This window comes from Erwinia sp. 1181_3, from assembly GCF_052824965.1.
Genome location: NZ_VTDE01000003.1, coordinates 416,256 through 432,170, shown reverse-complemented (window position 1 = coordinate 432,170; position 15,915 = coordinate 416,256). Strand labels below are relative to the sequence as shown.

The 15,915-nt window shown below is 54.5% G+C and carries 19 protein-coding genes; 5 read left to right on the top strand and 14 right to left on the bottom strand.

Going from position 1 to position 15,915, the window contains the following annotated elements; genetic code table 11:
- The first annotated feature begins 38 nt into the window (after positions 1–38).
- Positions 39–1,490: a methyl-accepting chemotaxis protein gene (locus FY046_RS10450; protein ID WP_446186024.1), complete on the top strand. Its 1,452-nt coding sequence runs from the start codon at positions 39–41 to the stop codon at positions 1,488–1,490.
- Positions 1,491–1,496: 6 nt separating this feature from the next.
- Here FY046_RS10450 and FY046_RS10445 read toward each other — a convergent pair whose 3' ends face one another.
- The 9 genes from FY046_RS10445 to gatZ all read right to left on the bottom strand — a co-directional run bounded on the left by FY046_RS10445 (position 1,497) and on the right by gatZ (position 10,573).
- Complete coding sequence (locus FY046_RS10445; protein WP_259150887.1) at positions 1,497–1,835, bottom strand: hypothetical protein; 339 nt, start codon at positions 1,833–1,835, stop codon at positions 1,497–1,499.
- A 94-nt stretch (positions 1,836–1,929) separates the two neighbouring features.
- Positions 1,930–4,062, bottom strand: a complete 2,133-nt coding sequence (locus FY046_RS10440; protein ID WP_133843671.1) for a putative bifunctional diguanylate cyclase/phosphodiesterase — start codon at positions 4,060–4,062, stop codon at positions 1,930–1,932.
- Between the two features lie 244 nt (positions 4,063–4,306).
- Entirely contained in the window at positions 4,307–5,056 is a 750-nt protein-coding gene (locus FY046_RS10435) for an NAD-dependent epimerase/dehydratase family protein (protein ID WP_446186023.1), read from the bottom strand.
- Positions 5,057–5,172: 116 nt separating this feature from the next.
- Positions 5,173–6,027 carry a tagatose bisphosphate family class II aldolase gene (locus FY046_RS10430; RefSeq protein ID WP_446186022.1) on the bottom strand — a complete coding sequence of 285 codons (855 nt, stop codon included), beginning with the start codon at positions 6,025–6,027 and terminating at the stop codon, positions 5,173–5,175.
- A gap of 15 nt (positions 6,028–6,042) precedes the next feature.
- A complete protein-coding gene (locus FY046_RS10425; RefSeq protein WP_159337387.1) occupies positions 6,043–7,092 on the bottom strand; it encodes an alcohol dehydrogenase catalytic domain-containing protein in 1,050 nt (349 codons plus the stop codon).
- Positions 7,093–7,130: 38 nt separating this feature from the next.
- Positions 7,131–8,501, bottom strand: coding sequence for a PTS galactitol transporter subunit IIC (locus FY046_RS10420; protein ID WP_133843663.1), 1,371 nt, complete (start codon positions 8,499–8,501; stop codon positions 7,131–7,133).
- Positions 8,502–8,505: 4 nt separating this feature from the next.
- The gene (gene gatB, locus FY046_RS10415) at positions 8,506–8,790 is read right to left on the bottom strand and encodes a PTS galactitol transporter subunit IIB (protein ID WP_133843661.1); all 285 of its coding nucleotides are present in this window, start codon (positions 8,788–8,790) and stop codon (positions 8,506–8,508) included.
- A gap of 36 nt (positions 8,791–8,826) precedes the next feature.
- Positions 8,827–9,285, bottom strand: coding sequence for a PTS galactitol transporter subunit IIA (gene gatA, locus FY046_RS10410; RefSeq protein ID WP_133843659.1), 459 nt, complete (start codon positions 9,283–9,285; stop codon positions 8,827–8,829).
- Positions 9,278–10,573 (bottom strand): tagatose-bisphosphate aldolase subunit GatZ, encoded by a 1,296-nt coding sequence (gene gatZ, locus FY046_RS10405; protein WP_446186021.1) that lies wholly within the window; start codon positions 10,571–10,573, stop codon positions 9,278–9,280. The genes gatA and gatZ overlap by 8 nt, the downstream gene beginning before the upstream one ends.
- Positions 10,574–10,758: 185 nt before the next feature.
- Here gatZ and FY046_RS10400 point away from each other — a divergent pair, with 185 nt between their 5' ends.
- Positions 10,759–11,544 (top strand): DeoR/GlpR family DNA-binding transcription regulator, encoded by a 786-nt coding sequence (locus FY046_RS10400; RefSeq protein WP_133843655.1) that lies wholly within the window; start codon positions 10,759–10,761, stop codon positions 11,542–11,544.
- Positions 11,545–11,560: 16 nt separating this feature from the next.
- Here FY046_RS10400 and FY046_RS10395 read toward each other — a convergent pair whose 3' ends face one another.
- The 3 genes from FY046_RS10395 to FY046_RS10385 form a co-directional block, all read right to left on the bottom strand.
- Positions 11,561–11,833 (bottom strand): type II toxin-antitoxin system RelE/ParE family toxin, encoded by a 273-nt coding sequence (locus FY046_RS10395; RefSeq protein ID WP_133843653.1) that lies wholly within the window; start codon positions 11,831–11,833, stop codon positions 11,561–11,563.
- A 2-nt stretch (positions 11,834–11,835) separates the two neighbouring features.
- A complete protein-coding gene (locus FY046_RS10390; RefSeq protein ID WP_133843651.1) occupies positions 11,836–12,270 on the bottom strand; it encodes a hypothetical protein in 435 nt (144 codons plus the stop codon).
- Between the two features lie 81 nt (positions 12,271–12,351).
- On the bottom strand, positions 12,352–12,819 hold the full coding sequence (locus FY046_RS10385) for an Lrp/AsnC family transcriptional regulator (RefSeq protein WP_133843649.1): 468 nt from the start codon (positions 12,817–12,819) through the stop codon (positions 12,352–12,354).
- 145 nt (positions 12,820–12,964) lie between these two features.
- On the opposite strand from FY046_RS10385, the gene FY046_RS10380 reads away from it, so the two are divergent.
- From FY046_RS10380 to FY046_RS10370, 3 genes are all read left to right on the top strand, one after another.
- Positions 12,965–13,387 carry a DUF2000 domain-containing protein gene (locus FY046_RS10380; protein ID WP_167863871.1) on the top strand — a complete coding sequence of 141 codons (423 nt, stop codon included), beginning with the start codon at positions 12,965–12,967 and terminating at the stop codon, positions 13,385–13,387.
- An 8-nt stretch (positions 13,388–13,395) separates the two neighbouring features.
- The gene (locus tag FY046_RS10375; protein ID WP_133843645.1) at positions 13,396–13,848 is read left to right on the top strand and encodes an acyltransferase; all 453 of its coding nucleotides are present in this window, start codon (positions 13,396–13,398) and stop codon (positions 13,846–13,848) included.
- A 288-nt stretch (positions 13,849–14,136) separates the two neighbouring features.
- Positions 14,137–14,709: a MepB family protein gene (locus tag FY046_RS10370; protein WP_197931272.1), complete on the top strand. Its 573-nt coding sequence runs from the start codon at positions 14,137–14,139 to the stop codon at positions 14,707–14,709.
- An 88-nt stretch (positions 14,710–14,797) separates the two neighbouring features.
- Here the strand turns inward: FY046_RS10370 and FY046_RS10365 are convergent, their stop codons facing one another.
- Both FY046_RS10365 and FY046_RS10360 read right to left on the bottom strand, forming a co-directional pair.
- Entirely contained in the window at positions 14,798–15,124 is a 327-nt protein-coding gene (locus FY046_RS10365) for a helix-turn-helix domain-containing protein (protein ID WP_238337068.1), read from the bottom strand.
- The gene (locus FY046_RS10360; protein WP_242462129.1) at positions 15,111–15,503 is read right to left on the bottom strand and encodes a type II toxin-antitoxin system RelE/ParE family toxin; all 393 of its coding nucleotides are present in this window, start codon (positions 15,501–15,503) and stop codon (positions 15,111–15,113) included. The genes FY046_RS10365 and FY046_RS10360 overlap by 14 nt, the downstream gene beginning before the upstream one ends.
- Between the last annotated feature and the right edge of the window lie 412 nt (positions 15,504–15,915).

Sequence of the window (15,915 nt, the reverse complement as noted above, 5' to 3'; positions counted from 1 at the left end):
CTTTCAGGATGCCCACTTTACTTGCCCGGGAAACAATTATGGTCGATACATCGTTACCGCCGGCTATTGGCGGGAGCAGTGAGATGGTTTCATTGGTAAAAATCTGGCAACAGGCTGATTTTTTGATGCTTTTCCTGTCGTGGGGCATGTGGGCCATTGCCTGTCTCATTGGCTGGATGATGGACTCCTTCATGCTGGCGCTCGGCGTTGGCGGGGCGCTGGCGATTGTCGCCACGCTGGTACGTTATGTCTGGCCTGGCCGCCTGTTCACCCGGCTGTGGTTTGCTTTTACGTTGATCGCGTTTTCCGCGCTGTTGATTCAACTCGGTCAGGGAGAGGTTGAATACCACTTCTCCATCTTTGTCCTGCTTTCCGCATTACTCGCTTACCGCGACTTTCGTCCGCTGCTGATGGGCGCTGCCACCGCTGCCGTGCACCATGCACTGTTCAACTATTTTCAGGAAAACGACCTCTACGGCATCGTCTGTTTTACGCATCCCGGTTTCCATATGGTGGTGTTCCACGCCATTTTCGTCGTGGCACAAACCGCTATCCTGATCTTTATCGCCCACCGTATGGCGGCGGATGCCCGCGCGGCGTGCGAAGTGGCTGAGCTGGCGGCGTGGATTAACCGCGAACCCGGGCGCCTGACGCTGGGGCAGGGAAGCAATGAAAGCAAAACGCCGTTTGCCCGCACGTTCAGCAATACGCTGGGTACCATGCGGGGCACGCTCAATCAGGTGAGCGAAGGGGTCAGCACATTGCTGGAGGAGTCAGACAGTATTCTGCAACGTAATGCTGCGCTTTCGCAGCGCACCGATGAGCAGGCGAATGCACTGGCCGTTGCTGCAACGGCGATGGAGCAGATGAGTGAAGCCGCCACGTTGACCAGTGAAAAAGCGCATGCCGCACAGCAGCTGTCGCAGGGCGCGAACAGGGTGGCAAAACGCGGCGGCGAGAATATCGCCTCAGCGGTGAACTCGATGACGCAGATCGAGCAGGAGTCGCAACGCATTAATGTCATTCTGGAACTGATCGACGGCATCGCCTTCCAGACCAATATCCTGTCACTGAATGCGTCCGTTGAGGCGGCTAACGCGGGTCAGCACGGTCAGGGTTTTGCCGTGGTGGCGGCGGAAGTACGCATTCTGGCAGGGCGTTGCGAAAATGCGGCGAAAGATATTCGCCAACTGATCTCGACCTCTGTAGAACGCACCCACAGCGGTACTGAGCAGGTCGCCGAGGCGGGAAAAACCATGCAGGAAATTATTCAAACCATCAACGGATTGAATGACCTGGTGAAGGAGCTGGCCGATATGAACGACCAGCAGCTCACCAGTATCACGCAGATGAAAGACAGCGTGGAGAGCATTGACAGCAGCGTGCAGCACAACCTGAAGCATGTGGCAGAAACGCTGGAAGTGGCTCAACTGCAACAGCGTCAGGCTGAGGCTGTTCAGCAGGCGATTGCGGTCTTCCGCTTTGCCTGAGGAGCGTCAGTATCCGGCGGCGTTCATCACATCAATGCAGCTGGCTACATCCTTTGCGGCAGCCTTTTTTTGCTCCACGCTGAGCGCCTGGTACTTCTCAATCGACGATCGGCCCAGCCGATCGTCGTAGCTGACCTGTTTGACTGAGTAAGAGCTGTTTTCGTTAATAATAACTGTACGAATTTTATCGGCGAAGTCCTGCTCGCTGGTCGGCGTGCCCAGCACATCGACGGCGGCACAGGCAGCGGCGTCATAATGCGGATCGTGGGCCGGGCTTCTGAACATAAACCACCACAACGACAGTACGGCGGCAGCGAGCACTAATAGCGAGAACAGCTTTTTCATCACATCAACTCAATTCACCCGGAGCGGGCTATCATCAGGGGGCGCATTATACGGAGATATGCGCCCGGGGCGACCAAAATAAGCCTGACGGCGCTCAGCCATGCCTCTCGCGCAGCAGCGCATGCAGTTGTTCCGCCGGCTGTGGCTTACTGAGAAGGAATCCCTGTAAACGATCGCAACCTGCCGAGGCCAGCATCAATCGCTGCTCTTCGGTTTCCACCCCTTCGGCGGTAACGGTAATACCCAGACTGTGCCCCAGCTTGATCACCGATTCAACGATGGTGGCTGAGTTTTCGCGTACCCCTAGCGACTGAGTGAAGGCGCGGTCGATTTTAATGGTATCAACCGGGAACTGGACCAGATAGCTCAGGCTGGAATAACCGGTGCCGAAATCGTCGAGTGCAATACAGAATCCGGCGGCGCGTAGGGTCTTAATGGTTTTCAGCGCATGCTGTTCATTTTCCAGCAGCACGCCTTCGGTAATTTCCAGTTCGATTTGCTGCGGATTGATCCCATGCCGCGCCATAATCGCCATCAGATTGTCAATAAACCCAGGGGCAAGGAATTGCAGGGGTGAAACATTGACGGCAACGATCAGTTTTGGACAGGTGATCGCCAGTTTACAGGCCTGCTCCAGCACCCACTCGCCCAGAGCAATAATCAGCCCGGTCTCTTCGGCAATCGGCACAAACTCCGCCGGCGAGATGTTGCCAAGCTGCGAATGCTGCCAGCGCAATAGCGCTTCGACGGCAATGATTTTTTGGCCACTGACATCCATAATCGGCTGATACCACTGCATTAATCCCGTCTCATTTTCCAGCGCCAGATGGAGTTGCTGCGCCAGCCGCTGACGTTTTTGCAGGGCTTCATCCATGGCTGGAACAAACAGGCAGTAGCGCCCGCGTCCTTCCGCTTTGGCAGCGTAGAGGGAAATATCGGCTTTGCGCATCAGTTCCAGCCGCTCCAGCCCATGCCGTGGTGACAGTGCCACCCCAATACTGACGCCTACCCATAGCGTATGACCGCGCAGCGTCATCGGTTCGGCCAGCCGGGTAATAATTTTTTGGCACAGTTCGGCAACCTGCTGATCGTCTTCTACATCACCGATCATCACCACGAACTCATCACCACCCAGACGTCCGACAGCATCCTGTACTGGTAACAGCGACGACAGCCGTTGACCGATCTCGACGATCAGATCATCGCCCGTATGGTGGCCATAGGTGTCGTTGATCATTTTAAAGCGATCGAGGTCGAGCAGCAGCAGCGCCAGCTTCCCGCGCTTCAGAGGTAACTGATGCAATCGCTCATTGAGCTGTTCTTCTATCCAGGCGCGGTTGGGCAAGCCGGTGAGCACATCATGGCGGGCCAGATGCTGGGCGTGCGCTTCGCTGGCGGCGAGGCGGCGCATTGAGCTGGAGAGCTTGAGGGATGAATGCCACAGGCGGCGCGTCATAATGATGCACATCAGTGTGATACTCAAAATGGCCACCGCAATCAGCGGGCCTGTCACCATCAGCATCTGGCTGCCGGGGCGCATGGGTATCCAGGAGACACTGCTGACGGGAATACCGCTTGCTGAGGTCAGAAGAAAACCAGCGCTATTGGGCTGGTCTGGCACGCTGGGGGTAAAGCGAAAATGGCTGACCACACCGCGATGCTCAAGGAAATCGATAAAGCTGTAATGCAGATAGCGGATAAACACCAGTCGTCGCCCGGAATTATCCGGCAGAGTGCCGATCACCACCTCCGCAACCCGGCCACGCAGGCGGATAAAATCATGGATAAGAGCCGGCGATGCCGTGGGAAGCAGCCAGTGCGATAGTGACGGGCTGAGCGCATCGTAGCTGGAAACGGGGGTCAGCTTGCCCTCCAGCCAGCTGACCACTGGACGCTGCTCTGCATCCAGAAGATACATTTCATTATCGCCAACAAGATGAAACAGCCAGCTGCCAAATTCTGTGGGCTTCGCCAGCTGTGAAATTAGATCCGGTCCATTCAATAGGTTTTTGTGCTGAAGAGTAAAGTCGACCAGGTGCTGGGCGAAAATGTTTTCAATAACCTGTTGTTGTTTTTCTTGTGCTTTGGCATTGCTTTGCACGGTGACCCAATATGCAGTAAACCCACACCCTATCAGGGCAAAAAGCACCACAGCCACAACGGGTGCAACAACGCTACGCATAAACTCGCGGCGCAGTTCAGCTACCGTGCTGTATTCGATTTTCATTGACATTCCAGGATAGTCGAGTCGTTGCCTCAGGAAATACTGGCCCTGTTAAGCGCAAACATTACCTCATTACGTATTATTGGCAAAGTCAAAGACGTTATAAAATATCCGTTTATCTGAAATTCATCTCAGGAGAGGGGGGGGTTATCTCGGGCGCAATACACATCAATAATGAAAGGGTCGTCTGTCGGGGAGAGAGGCGCCCGGGAGGGTCATCAGCATGAACACCCCGGGAGCGTATTCATCAGAACGCGAGTTTCTCAGGTGTAAATTCTCTGAATGCATTATCTGAAGGGTGATAGCCCAGCACTTCCCGGGTACGGGTCAGATCAAAACGCTTGAAACGATTATCCGAAATGTCGTAACCGATGAAGAACGTTATATTCTCTGCTTCAACCGCCCCCGTCAGCAGCCTGACAGCATCTTCCGGACTGAGCCATGCACTGTAATCGCGGGCGTTATGAAGGTTGTCGGCGTGCCTTTGTTCAAACGCACCGATTCTGAGTGCGACGCAGCTCAGGCCGCGCTGCGTGGCATAAAATGAGCACAGCGCTTCACCGTAACATTTCGTGACACCGTATAAATTGGCGGGCGACACTTCCATTCCGGGATGGATCTGTACGTCGACAGGATATCCTTCAATGGTCTGTGCACTGCTGGCAAAAATGAAGCGCTGGCAGGGGGTTTCTGCCACGGCTTCCATTAAATAGGTCGTGGTCAAAATATTTGCGGGCAGCAGATCGGTGAAAGACGCATCGGCGTCAGGTATTCCCGCCAGATGAATGACCACATCAACCGGCTCTTCGGCCAGCAGTTCCGCTGCCGCACCCGGCTTTGACAGGTCCAGCGATATAAAACGGTGTGGTGAGGAGACGTCATAATCTGCTGCCACCCGGTCAGTCAGGACAAATCTGTAATGATCTTTCATCGCGCTGAAGAAGGTTCGCCCTATACGTCCACTGGCACCTGTCATCAATATTTTTTTTAACGCCATTCAGTCAAACTCCAGAGGTTGATCAGGCAGCCATTGTGCAGGGTCCAGGCCGTGCTGCAAACAGGATCCTATGCTCATTAATAAGTACAGAGACCCGCCCGTCATTCTGTGGCGTTTTACAGCCGCCCGGTGCTGCCACAAATGCGGATTTTCTCTGCCACCACCTGCTTCATCGCGGCCTTGCCCGGTGCCATATATTCTCGTGGGTCACTGGCGGCGGGATGTTCACCAAACCAGGACTTCACCGCGCTGGAGAAAGCGATTTTCAGCTCGGTGGCAACGTTCACCTTGCATATCCCCAGCGCTATGGCTTCGCGCAGCATCGCCTCCGGAATACCGGAAGCGCCGTGCAGCACCAGCGGAATATCTACCTGTTCACGGATTGCCGCCAGCCGGGCAAAATCCAGCTGAGGTTCACCCTGATACATCCCATGTGCCGAGCCAATGGCTACCGCCAGAGAATCAATACCAGTGCGCGTCACATACTCTTTCGCTTTTGCCGGATCGGTAAAGAAACTGTCCTCTTCATTGACGATCATGTCATCTTCCTGACCGCCAAGGCGGCCCAGCTCGGCTTCCACACTGGCATCGTAACGCTGACACAACGCCACGACCTGTTGTACCCGCTCAATATTCTGTGCGAAGGCAAAATGTGAGGCGTCAATCATTACCGAGCGGATACCCCCCTGCACTTTATGGCGGATATCATCGAAGGTTTCGTGATGGTCAAGGTGCAGCGCTATCGGCAGGTCGTACTGGCGTGCAGCGTCCTGACAGATGGAAACCAGATAGTTCAGCCCGGCGTACTGATAGGTGCCCGGTGTCCCGGCCATAATTACCGGGGAACGCAGTTCGGCGGCAGTTTCCGCAATGACCTGGACGGTTTCCAGGTTGTGGATATTAAACGCCGGAACGGCATAGCCCTCGCGCTGGGCTTTCTTCAACATTTCACGGTTAGACACTAAGTACATAACGCCTCCTGTTGCTTAATTATTCTGAAAATTCAGCATGATCTTGCCGTTCATCGGCTGACCATGAAGGGCACTGATGGCGCTGGCGTAAGTGTCGGCATCGCCCAGTTCGGCCATCAGCGGGGTGAGCTGAATGCACCCGGCGTTGAACAGCGCCACGGCCTGCTGCCACTCCACGCCTGGCCAGCGCCCGGAGTAGTTCATCCAGCTACCGAGAATGTGCAGCTCTTTGCGCAGGATCAGCCCAAAGGTGCTGCTGCTGAGGTTGAGATCGCGATGTAGCGTGCCGATCAACGCCAGTTGTGCCTGGGGGCCGGCCAGGGTAATGGCCAGTTCTACTGTTTGCGGGGTGCCTGCGGTTTCGAGGATCAACTGATCAAAGCGCTGATCATGCAGCAGGGGCTGCATATCAGCAGCGGTCAGCTCAGCGCTGTTAAACACCCGATCGGCTCCCAGCTGCTGCGCCAGTGCCAGACGTTGCGGATTGATATCAATCGCGCTAACGCTGCGAGCGCCCAGCGCTTTTGCCGCCTGCAACGCCAGCTGACCAATGGTGCCGGCACCGATAACCAACACCTCTTTACCCTCACAGCCCCCCGCCAACTGCATGGCGTGCAGGCTGACGGTCAGCGGTTCAAAAAAGGCCCCCGCCAGCGCGGTAGTTCCCGGAGGAAGAAGGAACAGATTACGGCGCGGCAGGACGATAAACTCCCGGTTTCCGCCATCGCTGCGTGAGCCGATAAACTGATAATGCCGACACTGCGACCACAGTTGACGCTGGCACTCTTCACAGGCAAAACAGGGCTGCAATGGCACGCAGGCGACCCGATCGCCAGGATGTAAATCGGTAATATCGCTGCCGCAGGCGGCAACCCGGCCGCTGAACTCATGGCCGAGGATAATTGGGTAAAAGTGCGCCCCCTCGTGGAAGATGCGCGGAATATCGGAGCCGCACAGACCGGCACATTCAACCTGTACCAGCACCTGATCGGGCTGTTCGAGATGAGGCAACGGTCTTTCTTCAACCGTAACGCTACCTCCGGCGTGTATAACGACAGATTTCATGTTGATTACTCCGGTAACGCGGGGTTGACCCCCGCGAGTTATTTCGACGGTTCGGTGAGATCAGACGCCTCAGGTGCGGGTATCGCCTGACGTGCACGCCGCCAGGTCAGGAACACGCCGATGGCATAGACCGAGCCAATCGCCATCAGGGCCGTGACGTTTTGCCAGGTCAGTAGCTGGATGAACAGATAAGTGATCGGTGAGCCGCCCTGGTCCATGGACGCTACCATGCCGCCGGGGGTTTTCAGCGCACCGGCATTGGCCGCCAACTGGGTATGCAGGCCGATGGTTTGCGTGGCAATCCAGAGCGTGATGCTCATGATGATCACGCCGGAGATCAGTGTGCGGAACAGATTGCCCTGGTGTACCGCAACCGCCATCGCAACAAAGAAACCAATGGTTGCGAGGTCACCAAACGGCAGCACTTTGTTACCCGGCAGCAGAACCGCGACCAGAATTGTCAGTGGGATAAAGATCAGGCTGGCAGATACTACGGCGGTATGACCGAGCAGCAGGGCAGGATCGAGACCAATCAGGAACTCCTGGCCGCCAAATTTAGCCTGGAGCCGCTTGCGTGCATGTCGGGCGATCGGTGTCAGGCCGTCCATGATCGGTTTGATCACGCGCGGCATCAGCAGCATTACCGCTGCGGTTTTCACCGCCAGTTGCAGGATATCTTTCACATCATAGGAGGCCAGCACGCCAATAATCAGCCCCATGATAAAGCCCACCGTGACCGGTTCGCCAAAGGCGCCAAAGCGCTTCTGAACATCGTCGGCACTGAAGTGGATCTTGCGCAGGCCGGGGATCTTTTCGATCACGGCATCCACCAGCACGGCGAAAGGCCCCATATAAGCAGAGGTGCCGTGTGGAATGGCAATCCCATCCAGACCAAAGAAGTCACGCGTATCGCGGGCAAACCAGTCGCCCAGTTTGTAGACGAACGCGGCATGCACCACCACACCCAGAATGCCGAGCCAGTAGGATCCCGTCGCCAGATGCACGAGTGCACCGGTGAAGGTCATATGCCAGATATTCCAGATATCCACGTTCACCACGCGCGTCATGCGGGTGATCAGCATCAGGATATTCACCCCGATGGCGATTGGGATCGCCACTAACGCAATCTGTGATGCCCAGGTCATGGGGGACGATCCCGGCCAGCCCACGTCCACCACCTCCAGGCCGATCTGGAAATGCTCGGCCATGGCTTTTGCGGCCGGGCCAATGGAGTCCAGCATCAGGCCAATCACCAGCCCGATACCGACAAAGCCAATGCCGATATGCAGCCCGGATTTAAACGCATCCCCCAGCTTCATACCCAGCGCGACCGAGAAGAGAATGATCACCAGCGGCAGCATCACCGTCGGGCCGAGATCGAGGATGTAACGCATAATTTCAGTAAACATAGAATTACCCCTGCAACAGCGTCAGGATTTTTTGCCGGAGCGCATCAATTCCTACGCCGGAAACGAAAGGCATCCCATGGACCACCGGGATATCACCGAACGTGCGATCCACGCGAGCGGTCGTGCAGATCAGGTCGGCATCGTCCATATAGGTTTCGATCTCGGTGACGCGGCACTGCACCAGGTCTAGGGTGATGTCGTGCTCTTCACACAGCTCTTTGATCTCTTCTGCTGCCAGAGTGGAGGTCGCGACGGCACCGCCGCAGGCAACGATAATTTTTCTTTTCATAGGTCACTCCTGTTGTAGGGTCAGGTAAGACAAGGGTCAGGCCGCCGTCGCCAGCAGTTGCCGGTTAAAACAGGTGGCAATCTCTGCTTCCGGGACGTTAAGTAGCGTTTCAATAAATTCTGGCTGTTGCAGCTGGCTAAACAGTGCCCGCAGTAACGTCATTTGCTGTTGTGGATGGGTAACCACCAGCGCGATAATCAGCGTGGCGGCCACTTTTCCGTCGTCATCGGCCTGGTCAAATTCGATCGGGATAGTTGGGCGGATCAGATAAATGGCCGGTTCAATCGCATGGATAGCTTCACAGTGCGGGATGGCAACGGCGTGATTTTCCAGCGCAATACCCGTCGGGTAACGGTGTTCCCGCGCCAGCAGTGCCGCCGGGTAACCCGGCAGCACTACACCTTCGGCCAGCATCCGTTCTCCTATATGCGTCAGCACCTGCTGTGCGTTGTCGAAATGCACGCCTGACGTGATGAACAACCGATAATCATGCATGGCTGACCCCTTTCAGTGTCTGTGGTTGACGTTCGCAGCCAAAGGCATAGTCGCGCAGGACGTCCTGAATTTTATCGATGATTAAACGGGTCGGTGTCGGGGTGAGTTCGCCGCACAGCACGCGGGAAAACTGCTGTGGAAGATATTGGCTGAGCAAACCTAACGGGATCGCTGTCGTTGCCAGGTTATCCATCAACTGGCTGAAGGCGCGATGAATGCGCGGATGTGGCCAGTAATAACGGATGCGGTCAGACAGACTGAAATGAATATCCACCAGCGAGTCGCTGAATACCGGGCGGTAGTACTTCTTCCAGTAGCCGGGTTCGTTAAGCATGACCTGGTCAATCACGGCAAGGATCTGGCTCTGCTGTTCCGGGGCGATCAACACCTGCTCAATCGTGGCCAGAGCGAATACGGCCTCGCGCAGGGCAAAGGTCAGTGCCGGGCCGACTTTCAAAATGGCGAAGTGATCCTGCACCAGTGCACGATAGGCGCTGCGGGTTTGGTAGTCCGTTGAGTGGGCTTCATACACCAGCGGCGTGGTGGCAATGAAGTCGCGCAACCCTTGTGCCAGTGCGGGCTGATAGTGCACCACGCTGCTGTGATCGAACTCAACCCCAGGTTGCACCACGATGGCGATGATCCGCCCGATGGCGTCTTCCAGCCCTGCAGTGCGGAACGCCTGATGATGCAGCTCAATCGTCGCCGCTGCATCCGCTACGTGGGTGATATGCACTGTATTAATGGCGCTGGCTTCGCCACCCGGCACCGGAACTTCCGTGCCGATCACGTAGGTCAGTGCGGCTTTCTGCTGAGGTGTTGCGGTAATCTCGGCAATACAACACAGCTCAGCGGCACGCTGCGCCACCGTTTCCGGTGGTAACGGGTTGGGATCGTCTGCGCAGGGCATGGACGCATCAAGATGGATCTTGCTGAAACCCGCCTGCACATAGGCAGCGATCAGATCCCGGGATTTGGCCATCGCCTGCTCTGCGGGCTCATGTTGCCAGCAGTTCGGCCCAAGATGATCGCCGCCGAGGATCAGACGTTGTGACGGAAACCCCACCTGGTCGGCAATCGTCAGCACGTAATCACGAAAGCTCTCCGGCGTCATGCCAGTGTAGCCACCAAACTGATTGACCTGATTGGATGTGGCCTCGATTAATACCGCACGATCGCTGTGCAGATCCATTCTCAGTGCCGCTTCGATCACTAACGGGTGTGCAGAACAGACTGAGCAGATGCCAATCTGTGGATCTCGCTGGTGTTGTTCAATGATCTTTCTCATATACCCTCCGGTTGACTACGCAAACAATCGTTTGTTTTCGAATGTGGCGCAATTGGCTTCCTGTTCTTTTGTGATCGGAGTCATAATCTTTTCGTATTCTTTCGTTGTCTTTCTTTGTCTTTATTGTCTTTTACTTTCTAATACTTCCGTTTAAGCTTTCGCCTATCATCATTTCAGGAGCCGTTATGAATACGTTTGAACGCCGGAGGAAGATTGTTGAGCTGGTCAATGCTCAGGGAAGCCTGTTGGTTAACGATATTTCGGGGAAGTTAGGCGTGACCGAAGTCACCATCCGTGCAGATTTACGGCTGCTGGAAGAGAGAGGGTTACTGACACGTTTTCACGGCGGTGCCGCCAGAGTCAGCAGTGTGCTTCAGGAGCCTGAGGCCGTGCAGTATCATGCGGAAGTCAGCCTGACGGACCGTTATCAGCTGGCCTCCTGGCCGAAAAAACGCATTGCCATTGCGGCCGCAGGGCTGGTGCAGGAAGGCGATACGCTGATCCTCGACAGTGGCAGCACCACCAAACTGATCGCCGAGGAGCTGGTGGCTTTCAGCAATATCACGGTGATCACCAACAATCTGCCCGCGGCTTTTATCCTGGCGGAAAACAAAGATATTACGCTGGTGGTGTGCGGCGGCACGCTGCGGCATAAAACCATTTCGCTGCACGGCTCCATTGCGGAATATGCCCTGCGCGACGTCTCTGCCAATCTGATGTTTGTCGGGGCCGATGGGCTGGACCCGGATAACGGCATCACCACCTTTAACGAAGGGTTTGCCATCAGCAGCGTCATGGCGGCGGCCGCGCATAAAGTGGTGGTGGTAACCGATGCCAGTAAGTTCGGCCGCAAAGGTTTTAACCAGGTCCTGCCGCTGGCAAAAATCGACACCATCATTACCGATGATGCCGCCCCGCCAGAGGTGCTGGATCAACTGATCGGCAAAGGGAAGACAGTGATGGTCGTGTAGGCGAGAATGGTGGCGGTTATGGCCATTGACGGGCAGTGTGCAGGATACGCAGTATCTGCAGGCTACAACTATCGACCTGATAAATCATGACGTAATGGGGATGTACCACCGCCTCATGAGTGCCGGGCACTCGCCCCATTTTGTACATGTCCGGGTGACGACATGCTGATTCTGCGATAATTTCAAAGCGATCATCCAGTTCAACTGCGGCCAGCGGGTTGTCTTTGGCAATATAATCCATGATGGTTTCCCTGTCCTTCAGGGCATGTGGCTTCCATACCAGTTCCATGATTATTCCTTAAGCAGAGCGCGCTTCCTCGCGGCAAAAATTTCCCGGACTTGCTGATGATCAAGGGAAGGGCTGTCATCATTCTGTGAAATCAAAACCTGTTCACTAAACCACTGCTCATACGCTGCGGCTTCATGGGCGCGTTTAAGCGCCGCAGAACGATCGGGCCGTGTACCCGTTGGTCCTATTTGTGGGTCAAAGCCTGAAGAGTCAATATCAAAGCGTTCGATGCCCAGGTCTTTCAAATAGATAACCAATGACTCCAGTCGTTTAAACAGACGCGTCTTGCGGCTGCGTTGCGTAGTCAGTTGGCTCTCTATGCGTCCATAGCGGATCAACAATATCCAGCCTCCGGGCTGAGCCACCACCTGGACGGAGTTGATTGCACCGGCTTCTGCCAACTTATTGAACGTGGCGTGATCGATTGTTTCGTTCATCGTTATGCACCTTAATTCTTGCGCGCAAATAATAATCGAATTATACGCAATTAACTGTTAATCGCAATTCTGCCGGGGTATTTACCCGGCTTTAATGGGATAGCTGACCAGCGGCTTAATCTCTTTCAGCACAAACATACTCTGCATCTCTTTGATGCCTGGCAGGCGGCGGATCACTTTCATGGCAAAGTCAGCGTAGGCATCCAGATCCTGGGCTACCACCTGTAACAGAAAGTCTGCATCGCCGCCGATACTGTAGCAGGCCACCACATCCTCCAGTGCGGTGACTTCCTGTTCAAATTTGCGTGCTTCGGCCTCGTTGTGGCTATCGATCGATACGCGGACAAAGACCATTACCCCCAGGCCAATTTTCTTGCGATTCAGCACGGCGCGATAGCCCTGAATGACTTCATCCTCTTCCAGCTTGCGCACTTTACGCCAGCATGGCGATGCCGACATACCGATATGGTCGGCCAACGTCTGATTGGTGACGCGCGCATCGTTTTGCAGCAGCGCCAGAATTTTCATGTCGATTGTGTTTAAGGTCATCAGGTCCATTTCTTCTCATATTGATATTTCAATAGGTTAATCTTGCCCTTTTTAGGCATTTTTACAACAGATTGAGACAACCTTTTCCCGCCACGCTGCGCAATAATATTCGCCTGATTATTGTGACTGACACCAGGAAATTTCGATGAAATTTGACGCCACGCAGCACCGTTGTACGATTATTATCGACAATCAACTCAGCCCCGGGCTGGCGATGAATGCTGCCAGCGTGATTGGCATCAGCTTTGGCCGCACGGTCGACAATCTGGTGGGGCCGGATCTGCAAAGTGGCGATGGGGTGAACTATCCGGGGGTGATCTATGCCCCGTTGCCTGTGCTGCTGGCAGAGGGCAGTTATGTGCAACAATTACTGTCTATCGCCAGTCAGGATGAGGATATCTACGCCATGCCGTTTAGCGCGCTGGCACAGTCGTGCCGGACGTATGAAGAGTATGGGGAACGTATTTCCACAGTCAGCAGCCCACAGATTGAGCTGGTCGCGATTGGCTTAATCGGGCCAAAGAAGAAGATCACGCAACTGACGGGGAATCTGGCGCTGTATAAGTAGAGGGTGCAATGAAGATTATCGACAGTGACATTCGCAATGTGGTCAGCGGGCAAAATGTTCGGGTGATGACCCCGGCAAACATCTATGAATGTGTGTTACAGGATGATGTGTTTGTCGGCCCGTTTGTCGAGATCCAGAAAGGGTGCGTGATTGGGCGCGGCAGTCGTATTCAGTCGCACACGTTTATCTGCGAGAACGTCACGCTGGGCGATCACTGCTTTATCGGGCATAACGTCACCTTTGCCAACGATCTGTTTCACAGCGGTAAACCGGATGCGGATGCGCAAAACTGGCTGCGCATCACGCTGGGCGACCATGTTACCGTGGGCAGCGGCGCGACCATTCTGACGGAAACGATATGCAGCGGTGCGGTGATTGGCGCGGGCAGTGTGGTCGTGAAGCCGGTGACCATCAAGGGAATTTATGCCGGCAATCCTGCCCGGCTAATCAGAACGCTGTGAACCTCTTCGCCTGTCAAGGCAACCCTTTTTCCAGACTGGCCCCATCCCCGCAAGAGAGTGCTTGCTGTGGATTTTAAAACCTCCACGGCATCTCGATCTGATGTAGGGGGCGATCATTTTTCCGATCGCCCCGTACCAACGCTGGACAGCGGCCTGATCAACGTGACCCGGAATGGAAAAGGATTATCTTCAGAACGATGCTGCCATCGGTGTTTTACTGACGGCATAATCGACTAAAGTGATTGCCGGAGTGCCTAACTGATACGTGCTTTTAACAGGGAGTGATCTGTGTCTGATACCGTTACCCACCCATTGACCTGGCAGACCGACCCGGCAAACGGCCTGCTGCCAGTGCAACTCTGCGAGTGTATTGAAAACCTTTTGCTGCCTGCCGGGCTGGTCGTGACCCATGCGCCGCAGCGCGAGGCAGAAAGTGCCGACTACGGAGCCTGCCGCCTGTCGGTCAATCATCAAACCGTGGTTTTCCGTGTTGCGCGTACTACCCCGACGAAAGTCGGTCAGTTTGTCACGCTATGGCAGCGGCCAGGCGTGGGTGATGAGATTGCCCCGCTGGACAGCGAGCAGGACATTGCCGCCGTGATAGTGGCCGTTTTTGATGAGGAGAACCGCGGTATTTTTCTGTTTGATGGCGACATTCTGGTGAAACAGGGCGTGTTCTCCCGCCAGGGCGTGGGCGGCAAGCGTGCGCTGCGGGTTTACGCGCCCTGGGTCACACCTCTGTCGCGCCAGGCGCTCAAAACACAGCAGTGGCAGAGCCGCTATTTTTATCCGCTACATTCTGAATACTCTGCGGGTGGCGATGTGTGGCGGGGGCTGAGTCGGGAGAACCGGGGAAGCTAGCCCCACGACATGATGATGTTGGCGTACGGGCCAGCTCTTTTTTCCGGTCGGCCGTGTTGATGGTGTGCACCTTCTTTTCAGCTCGACGTTACTCCGCAAAAACCTCAATCCCTTTACGATCAAGGGTGTTTAACAGGCGAAGTGCGGCACCATTTGGCTTTTTCTCTCCACGTTCCCATTTTGAGATGCTGGCTACTGTCATATTCATCGTATAGGCAAGTCCGGCCTGGCTGATCCCCAAACGGTCACGCATCGCCCGGATATCTTTGCCTTCCATTACCATGATTTTTGGCAACTTTTCGCGAATTTCCTGCGCTCTGATGCGAGCATCCAGGCGTTTCACTGTCTCATCTGAAACGGCACCTATTTCATTAAAACTGTGCGCCATTTCCTGTAGTTGTTTAAGACGGCTCATAACAATGTACCTCTCTTAATCTGCCTGTCTCTATTGCCTTATTAATAGTCTGAGCTGACATGCTGAGAAAATCGTGAGCAATATCGCGATAGGTTTCCAAATCATCATCTGGAATTTCTTTCTGTCCGCGTTTGCTGACATCGCTTTTAATCCAGCCATCAATGAAAAATAGGTTTTCGCCCAATCTGAAGGCAACAATTGAGCGCGACCCTCCGCTTTTGCCTCGCTGTAAAGGGATGCGCTTTTTGTAAACATTTCCGCCTAAATCTGCATCGAAAAGTCCGCTGACAATTTCCTGAGCGATTTTGCACAGTGTTGTGTCTGGGATATTTTGCTTCTTAAGGCTTCTTTCGAAAAGGTTGGTCACATAAATACCCACGGTTCGATTCTTCCATAATCGTTCACCACGCTGTAATGCCTCTTTTCCTTGTGGTACTGAGTACTATAGTTTTGTGAGGAGCATTCTGCAATATGGATGAACAAAAAAACATCAGTTGCAGAAGAGGAAATGACGCCTTCTTATTCATGATTAAGTGGTCTGATGGGCTTGCCGATGATGATTTTAAAACATCTTTTTCATCATAACACTGTGTTCAAAATGCCAACCTCCGTTACCTGCCTGCCATAACAATAAATAATTAAATCAATATGTTATGCACCATATCTGCACATTGCTGTGTGCCAGGATAGTGCATATATCGCTCTGATAAACACACCGACAGTGCCCACGCGGCGTACTGCCTGCCCCCGCAATCCTGGCCTGTTAATTGCTTAGCTAATCCTGCTAACCC